General features: G+C 70.2%; 3 protein-coding genes and 1 pseudogene. 2 read left to right on the top strand and 2 right to left on the bottom strand.

Annotated features, from left to right (window positions below; translation table 11 throughout):
• A partial coding sequence (locus D1643_RS10345; RefSeq protein WP_201751091.1) for a hypothetical protein occupies window positions 1–583 on the bottom strand: 583 nt, incomplete at its 3' end.
• A 167-nt stretch (window positions 584–750) separates the two neighbouring features.
• Between D1643_RS10345 and D1643_RS10340 the strand changes: the two genes are divergently transcribed.
• The gene (locus D1643_RS10340) at window positions 751–1,923 is read left to right on the top strand and encodes an iron-containing alcohol dehydrogenase (protein WP_160710538.1); all 1,173 of its coding nucleotides are present in this window, start codon (window positions 751–753) and stop codon (window positions 1,921–1,923) included.
• A gap of 380 nt (window positions 1,924–2,303) precedes the next feature.
• Here D1643_RS10340 and D1643_RS10335 read toward each other — a convergent pair whose 3' ends face one another.
• Entirely contained in the window at window positions 2,304–2,672 is a 369-nt protein-coding gene (locus D1643_RS10335) for a phage holin family protein (protein WP_160710537.1), read from the bottom strand.
• 435 nt (window positions 2,673–3,107) lie between these two features.
• On the opposite strand from D1643_RS10335, the pseudogene D1643_RS10330 reads away from it, so the two are divergent.
• Window positions 3,108–3,321 (top strand): annotated as a pseudogene (locus D1643_RS10330) (23S rRNA (uracil(1939)-C(5))-methyltransferase RlmD); the annotation flags it as partial.

The following is a 3,321-nucleotide window of genomic DNA, read 5'->3' as shown; positions in this document are numbered from 1 at the left end:
TCGTCGGAGCTTGGGCCGGGGCCGCGGCAGGCGCCGCGTACCCGCCCGCCGCGGGCGCCGTGGGCTGGCTCCAGCCGGCCGCCGGCGCGCCGTAGGCGGCCTGCGGGTAGGCCGGGGCGTTCTTGTCCTTGTGGGCGAGCACGGCCACGATGATCATCAGCACGCAGGTGATGAGGCGTCCGCCCAGGAAGGCGGCGATGGCGCCGGCGATGCCCCAGCCGAAGACGCCGCCCAGCTTGGTGCGGTCGGCCGCGCCGCGGATGGCAAGGATGCCGGCGACGAGCGACACGACGGCGGTGATGAGCTCCCAGCCCAAGGCGACGTAGCCCAGGCCGATGCCGAGGCCGGCCAGCCCCATCGCCTCGTTCACGCTCAGGTCGCCATAGTAGCCGGAGCCGTGGTGCCCGCGGCCGTACTCATAGCCCTGCTGGATGATGTCGGGCCCATAGGCGTTCCAGGCGGCATGCCCCACGCCTATGAAGATGAATCCGATGATGATGCCCAGAAGGGCGAGGGCCGAGGTCGCCACCACGGCGATGCCGAGGTAGCGAATGGCCTTCTCGTGTTGGTTGAGGGTCTGCATAGCGTTCCTTTCGCTAGGTGCCACGGGGCGTCCAGTATACTGAACGCTGCGGGGTCCCTCCTCTTCCGGAGGGTGGTTGTAAGCGCAAGTTTACCTAAGGTGCCGCCTGTCCCCGCAGGTCTTCACGCTTTCTTAAACCCCGTCGTCATTTTGAGGAGGAGTCTTCCATGGAGAACTTCGACTTCGTCTCGCCCACCGAGTTCGTGTTCGGACGCGGCGCCGAGGAGCAGGTGGGCCGGAAGCTGGCCGAGCACGGCGCGCGGCGCGTGCTCGTGCACTTCGGCGGTGGAAGCGCACGCGAGAGCGGGCTTATCGATCGCGTGTGCGCGAGTCTTGACGCGGCAGGCGTCGAGCACCTGGAGCTGGGCGGCGTGCGCCCTAACCCGGAGATCGGGCTCATCCGCCAGGCCGTGGCGCTGTGCAAGGAGGCTGGCGTCGACTGGGTGCTGGCCGTCGGCGGCGGGTCGGTGATCGACTCGGCGAAGGCGGTCGCCAACGGCGCCTGCATCGAGGGCGACGTGTGGGAGCTCTTCGAGACGAAGCGCCCCAACCCCGACGTGCTGCCCATCGCCGTGGTGCTCACCATCCCCGCCGCGGGCAGCGAGGCCTCGCGCAACGCCGTCGTCTCCAACGACGAGCTGGGCCGCAAGACCGGCTACGCGAGCGACGCGCAGCGCCCGCGCCTGGCCTTCATGAACCCGGAGCTCACCTTCACCCTGCCGCCCTTCCAGACCGCAGCCGGGCTCACCGACATGTTCGCCCACCTGCTCGAGCGCTTCTTCGACGACTACGGCGCCGTGCCCGTGACCGACAACCTCAACCTGTCGCTCATGCGCACCATCCGCGCCGAGGCGCCGCGCGTGCTCGTCGAGCCGGACAACTACGACGCCCGTGCCAACGTCATGTGGGCCGGCATGCTCTGCCACCAGGGACTCGCCGGCCTCGGCCGCCACGAGGACTGGGCCACCCACGCGCTCGAGCACGAGCTGTCGGCCCTCGACCCGTCCATCACCCACGGGGCCGGCTTGGCCGTGATGTTCCCCGCATGGATGGAGTACGTCTGCGAGCAGAACCCGGCGCGCTTCGCCCACTACGGCCGCGAGGTGTTCGGCCTGGCGCCTACCGGCGACGCGCAGGCCGACGCGCTCTCGGCCATCGACGAGACGCGCGCGTTCTTCGCCTCGCTGGGGATGCCCACGACGCTCGCCGAGCTGGGCGTGGGGGAGGATGACATTCAGCGGATGCTGCCGACGCTGCGCGCCAACAAGGGCGAGGTCTTCGGCAGCATCCGCCGGCTCACCTTGGAGGATGCCGCGGCCGTCTACCGCCTGGCGCTCTAGGCGCGCCGCTGGGGGTTGGCGCGCAGGCGAGGCGCGTGACCGCGGCTGCGCGCCTGGGATCCCTGGTTTCGGGGCCGGCGCGTGCGAATTCGCGCGGTTTTGCACTCTGATTCTGCGTTGAGGCGAGGGCGGCGGGGCTAAGCGTTGCCGTTTGCCCAGGTCGGCGCTGGTCGCTGCTTGCAGCGTGGTGCCGAATCGTCCGGGCTCGAGTGCAAAACCGCGCGAACTTGCGCGCGCCGGCCCCGAAAACGATGACTCCGCCCATGCGGAACGCTCACAGGCCCCGCACGTGGGCGGGGCGCCCCGCAGGTCCCGCACGCACGAGGGCCGCGCGCTGGGGAGTTCCGGCGGGCGCGGCCCTCGCGTCTGCGGTCGGTGGGCTACTTGTCGCCGACGATGGAGTTGACGATGGCGCTCACGATGGAGATGACGATGGAGGCCACGAAGGCGCTGCCGAAGCCGGCGATCCAGAAGCCCACGCCGAACAGCCCGTTGGCCAGCCATGCGGCCAGGTACAGCAGCAACGTGTTCACCACCAGGTAGAAGATGCCCAGCGTGAGCACCGAGATGGGCAGCGAGAGCAGCTGCAGGATGGGCTTGATCGACATGTTGACGAGCGACAGGATGAGCGCGAACAGCGCGATGCCCACCCAAGCGGAGTCGCCTCCGAAGATCTGGATGCCGGGCACCAGCCACACGGCGGCGGCCACGGCGATGGCGGTTACGAGCCAGCGGACGAAGAAGCTCATGGCGGTTCCTTTCAGCGTGTCAGGGGGATGCGCACCCCTTCCCTATGAGACTACCTTAGCAAAGGCAAAGTAGAGCAAAAAGCTGGACTTTCATCGGTCAGCGAGCCGTTACGCGCTCCGTGGGCCGTGGGAAACCGATGGACGGCGGCAACGTCATTCGCGTGTGCGGGCGGTTGTGACAGAATAGGCGCCATGAGAAAACGACCAGGCGCCGAGGGCGCGAATCACCAGAGCAAGGCGAAGAAGGGCCCCGCGAAGAAGGGCTCCCGCAGCGGTGCGCCTCGGCGGGGGAGGGCTCCCCGCGCCGTGGGGGACGCGCCTGCGAAGCCGAGGCGGGACGCGCCGGCCCGTCCGGCTCCCCGCGGGGGCCGCGGAGGCGGGACGGGGGAGGCGCGGGTCTGTCCCGTCTCCGACCGCTGCGGCGGGTGCACCGCCGTGGAGGTGCCCTACGACCGCCAGCTGGCCGCCAAGGACGCGCGCCTGCTCGCGCTCTTCGAGGGCGTTGCCCCTGCTGCAGCGCTGCGCCCCATCATCGGCATGGCCGACCCGACGCACTACCGCAACAAGGTGATCTCGCCCTACGCCCCGGCCCGCGGCCGCGCCGCGCGCGCTGCCGCCCAGGCCGCCGGGTCTCCCCGGCGCGGCGCCC

The sequence above is a fragment of the Enterorhabdus sp. P55 genome, from assembly GCF_009911695.1.
Lineage (GTDB): Bacteria > Actinomycetota > Coriobacteriia > Coriobacteriales > Eggerthellaceae > Enterorhabdus.
Note: the sequence above shows the minus strand (reverse complement) of the source record. Positions and strands in the feature narration are given on the sequence as shown.